The sequence below is a fragment of the Bacteroides faecalis genome (assembly GCF_003865075.1).
GTDB lineage: Bacteria > Bacteroidota > Bacteroidia > Bacteroidales > Bacteroidaceae > Bacteroides > Bacteroides faecalis.
In genome coordinates this window covers 1-5347 of the sequence record NZ_BHWB01000050.1, presented here as the reverse complement: position 1 = coordinate 5347, position 5347 = coordinate 1, and the positions used below count along the sequence as shown (strand labels likewise).

At 39.7% G+C, this 5347-nt stretch carries 3 protein-coding genes and 1 pseudogene; all 4 read right to left on the bottom strand.

The annotated features are described in order from the left end of the window. Positions 1-447, bottom strand: a pseudogene (locus EJF25_RS24585) (hypothetical protein); the annotation flags it as partial. After that, entirely contained in the window at positions 437-1843 is a 1407-nt protein-coding gene (locus EJF25_RS24580) for a hypothetical protein (protein WP_125043281.1), read from the bottom strand. The pseudogene EJF25_RS24585 and the gene EJF25_RS24580, both read right to left, overlap by 11 nt. Positions 1844-3007: 1164 nt before the next feature. Then, a complete protein-coding gene (locus tag EJF25_RS24575) occupies positions 3008-5131 on the bottom strand; it encodes an RHS repeat domain-containing protein (protein WP_235016925.1) in 2124 nt (707 codons plus the stop codon). After that, positions 5128-5347: hypothetical protein (locus EJF25_RS26065; RefSeq protein WP_235016924.1), on the bottom strand; the 220-nt coding region annotated here is incomplete at its 5' end. The genes EJF25_RS24575 and EJF25_RS26065, both read right to left, overlap by 4 nt.

Here is a 5347-nt window from a genome sequence, read left to right as displayed (position 1 = left end):
ATGCCGGCTACCGTCAAACGATAGCTCCAGATCATCCGCATACAAAGTTTGTAATGCTTGTATATCCTGTGAAGCAGATTTTAATACCCTCTTCATCATGCGTTTTCTAACAACGGGCAATAAGGTACTCTCAACAAAATCGATAATTTCTTTCTCACCCCAATGCATCAATTTTCCATTATCCCACGACTGTTTAGTCGCATGATACAAACGTAGCTCTGCATCCGGAGAAAGCTTGTATTTACGTTTCTCTAACTGATATATCAACCTATACAATACATCAGAGAACGAATAATTTCCAAATTCCAACCAATATTCCTCAGGGAAGTAAGCCCTCCATTCAGGAACCGCTTCAAAAAGCTGTTCAACTTCACTTTCTGTTCCACAAAGTACTAACGACCAAGAATGTTCTTGATCATTTAAAGCATTCGTGATTTTACGTAACACCGGTAAACCCATTGGGAGAAAGTAATGCAGAGAACTGCTTCAGGAAAATTGTACTATCCAAACGGTTACTCATCAATGTATTTACTTCCTCATAAGGATTCAATGAGTTTTTGGAAGTAATCAACGATGTGGCATCCACTTCATCCATCTGAATATTACCCAATGAGAACATTGAAGAAAGACAAGTCGCCACTTTTGGTTGGATCGAAGATTCTGCTCCTATCATCACAAAATGTTTATTTCTCTTGGTAATCTCCACTCCTTTCCGTCGACACAGTTCATCAAACACAGTCTCTTCTATCAAAGAAACAAACCGTTCCCGAATATTTCGCATCCCCGGTAGCTTACAAATTCTCCCTTGCCATACCACTTTCTTCTCACAATACTTAACCATTAAATAATGAAAAGAATCCGGTTGAAGTTCCCGGACTTCACATTGTACGAAAGCTTGTGATGAAAGATGAAAAGAGAATACGTAAGCTGGCTCTTCATTATATACAAATACCAATGAATAATCTCCTGCTACCCAAATGTATGCAGACTCCAATGAAAACTTTAACCATGTATTCGATCCTTTCGATATAAGTTTCGCGTCGGTCTCCACTTTTCCTATCAGCTGATGGTCAGTATTATAACAATAAGCACAAAAGTCATATGTATCTTCGATGTATCCTTTCAAAGCAACTTTTATATCCAATTTACCGGAAGTTCCGCAAACAGTTTCCTGCACATCAGGACGAGACACAGACACTCTTCTCACTTTTGGCTTAGGTAAATATGTTCCCTCAGTCAGTATCCGAAATCGGTAACATAATTGCGTCCCCATTATTTCCAACGGTGACTTTGCTTCCAAATCATTTTCCATATTACCAATCAATAAGAAGTAACGTCCCGGCAATAGTTTGCCTGTATCTTCATACGTAAAAGAATATTCGAATCCATCCGGATCAATTTGCTCTAATCGTTTAAAAACCGGAACTCGACATCCCTCCCGATACAGCGAAAACAGAACACCGTTCGATGGATCATTTCCTGTAACCTTCCGTATCCACATCGTTATTCGAAGTACCTTCTTCGTATCCGATTTAAAATAAAGTTTATTTTTTCTCCTTTCATGATAAGTATCTTCCTCATTGGCAAAGACAACTAATTCTTCCAATTTATATTCACCCTCCGGTTTGGGATTGACCGGAATGAAATATGTCACTCCTTTATCCACGTAGCGGCTTTCTCTTACATATCCGAAATTATCATCTAATCCCGATATACCTGTTTCTTCGCATGCAGTAGTATCAGAGTTAGTTTTCCAATCCTCTATATCATCTAAAAAGGCTTTGATTTGTTCGTCCAAATCATTTAATTTCTCATCAATAGTTGTATCTTTCTTTTTTGTCATAGCACTATAAGTTTTAATATAAAAATGGAATAATAAAAAACGGTAAGCTAAATCACCCTTGACAAAGGGCAATACGAGAGTAATCTGTACGAATCGAGAAAGACGCATACAGGCTAAAAACATCTACAAATAATAAAAGAGAATAAGAAACTAGCGATTTTGCAGATATTCCGGACCTCTCATTTTGTAATCAACTACAAAATGCCGGATGGGTGTCCAATCTGTCAAAGAACACAACGTTAATGCATACAAAACTCCTCCATGAGCCTCGCAGTCATCGTTTCATTGTAATTCTTTGAAATTTGTTTTAGTAAACGGTTCTGTTTCATTAGAACATATAGTGCTTTTAAAGTACGGAGACAAAAATAGTTGGAAAATAAATATGATCCAACTATTTTAACAAAATATTTATTTGAAGCCTTGTTTGCCACCTTCAACAAAACTATGATTTATTGAATTTATAACGGTCTTAATTGCATAAGATTCGAATAAAAGACATAAATCACCCTACTATTTTCGGGTAATTGGACTGATGTCACTGGTTGAATATCAGTTATATCTTCTACAAAAAGAATAGGAGCAGGTGCTACGCTCTTTACAGAAGCGCTTTTCAACTTCGGATTTAAGAAGAAAGTATGCTTTTCATTGTTATCATTATACGTAAACTCAAAGGTATACCTGAAATCTCCAGTCAAGGTATCATCTATTTTTATTTGATAAATCCCCTCTCTTTTTCCTTCTTCACTACCTGTTTCAAGAGTAAACTTACTTTAGAATTCTCTTTCAGATATGTATTACATCTTCAGGCTGCAAAATACATTCGTTCCCTTGTTTTAAAAAAGAGTAAGACCTCAGTTCTTCTCTTACTGCCTCTTGCAATTCTTCGTCTTTCCAATATACATTATCCACAATCACCGAAATCTGAAATATTTTATACCGATTCTGATACTTTCACAGAAAAGACATCTCCAATTTTTGTTCTGATTCTTTTTACTCCCATATTATTTTATACCATTTTTGCCCAATTTTTAGGGGCGATTGAATTGATTTTATTTAACAATTGTCCTCCGTTTTTGCCCATGCCATACTGATTAATTAGAGTTTGCTCCCATACCCGGGCTTGAGCTCTTGTTAGATTTTCAGCACCTTCAACAATCTTGTAATCTAATGCACCTCTTGCCGTTCCCGAATGCAATGTTCCAAAAACCTGACGGATGGATCACGACCTGTTATGCCTACATATCGAACCGTTCCCGAAGCGTCTACCCCCGTATAAACAGAATGGGTTCCAACAGCCGCTTCATTACCAATAGAAGAAGCTTCTGCAGCTTGGGCAATACTACTACTGCTTTTGGAGGCAAATTGTCCGACTAACTTTCCAATTCCCAAACTTAATAGTTTGCCTCCCAGCAAAACAGTTCCCTGCTCTACCAGAAACTCTCCTACAGGACGGGCTATTGCATCAACTCCTCTGCTGGTTAGTCCATTGAACAATGCTGATTTTGAGTCTTCAGACAGAGGACTTTGATTGCCTAAGAACTGCTTCTGTAATTTTCCGCTGCCGGAAATTAAGTCGAATGCATTTACTGCTTGGTTCGCAATGATACCACCATTCTGATAGGCGTTTAGATACAGACCATCTCCCAATGATATAGAAACGGATGAACCGAGTCTTTCATATCCTTCAATTTCTTCGTCGCCTTCTATCCAACGATAATTTCCGTTATTGTCGCGATACCAATCTTCTCCGGTAGGATCTATTTTATCAATCGGCCCATTGTTACAATAAACATATGGAGACAAATAATTGTACTTTTCGCATTTGGGATCTATTGCATGCCAACGCCCTATCGCAGCATCATAATGTCTAGCACCATAATCATACCAGTTCAGTCCATTTTTTTGATCCAGTTCCTTACCATTATACTTAAAAGGCTGAACATTATTGGTTGATGTAAAAGTACCACCAAAAGGATAGTAATTGTTTCGTTCCTCAACATTACCATCCTTATCCGCTACCACACGAGTATTCCCTTGATGATCCTTTAAATAGAAATGAACCTTCCTATCCGGGAAACTAACATAACCCGCATCATTGAGCAACATCTTCAACACCCCATTCTCATAGATCGCATTACCACAATAATCCGTCGTTAAGGTAGTAGCCCCCGTCTTATGTACCGTACGCAACTTTGTTCCGTCAGCAGCATATTCATATAAAACACTATTACCTCCCGCAAAGATTACCTGATTAGGCAAATTTAAAAAATTATACCCAATACTACTAATATTCTTGTTTAAATCTTTGGTCAGATTACCATTTTTATCATAAGCATACTCCACCGTTTGATTGGAATTGTCTTTGAATTCTGTTCCATTACCATAAACCGAACTTGTGGCAACGTCCTTTACCGCCTGCAACCGGTTACCGTTATACGTCAAAGTCAGATTGTCAATCAGCCCGTAGCTGTTTGCATCCGTCTGCCCGTAACGTTTCAGGCCTAAGATATTTCCCATCTTGTCATAAGCGGTAATCTGCTCATTGAATCGGTTCGTATTAGAGGCAAGCGTAGCGCCTTCCCCGTAGAGGGCATCCTTCAATCTGGAAAGCTCGTCATACGTGAAACGATAACCTCTTTGGCTCGTTTCCGTTCCTGCCTTCCACAACATACTGCTGATGTTGCCATTATAGCAAGGGGTATTCCCCGTTATTGCCTCCTGATAATTCAGCGTTTGACTGAACAGAGTCCCTGTAATACTCTTCGTCCAAGAACGAATGTTATAAGCATACTCCGTTTTCAGCCTAGCATTCCCGTTTCGCCTGTCCGACTTCAAACGTCCCACTTCATCGTAGGTGTTATCCACCAGAGTCACCGCCGCGGCATTGTCCAATTGGTAAGTTGTTTTTAACAGACGTTCCGCCGGGTCATAGGTATGGGTATATACTTCTGTCCGGGTATCCGACCCGACAGTATGTACTTTCCTGACTTGCGTAGGATTTCCCGGGAAGTCGTAGGCAGTAAATATCTTATCCTCTCCTCCCAGAGAATTGTTTCCCCGCTGCTGGATCATACGTCCCCTCTCATCGTAATACATCACCGAGTACAGGTATCCCGATACCGTCCCATTGCCGGATATCTTAGCCGTCAGTGTGCCTGTAAGCAAGCCTTTGACTCCTTCCGTTCTCAGTTTATCATACCCTGCTACTTTTTCGTAAGCAGTGGCAGCGCCCGAAGGAATTCCATTCGATCCTATAAAGCTATACCGGTCATAATAATTTACGCTCAATATAACAGGGTGGTCAAGGCGACTTTTGAGGGAAGCGTATATCCTTTCAGCTCATTAGTCTGATTCGTGCCTGTTAACCGGGTAGCTTTCACCACTACGTTCTTTAACGGATCATTTGCATAATTCAGTGTATTCTTGCAGGTTCCCGTCAAGACGATCCTTCCAAAAACATCGGGTATGCTGAAGGACCATTCCCCTTTGGAACGTTGCATTCCG

What these genes read in the sequence shown, in the direction of transcription:
- EJF25_RS24580 (WP_125043281.1), bottom strand. Translation starts at nt 1,843, where the DNA reads ATGACAAAAAAGAAAGATACAACTATTGATGAGAAATTAAATGATTTG.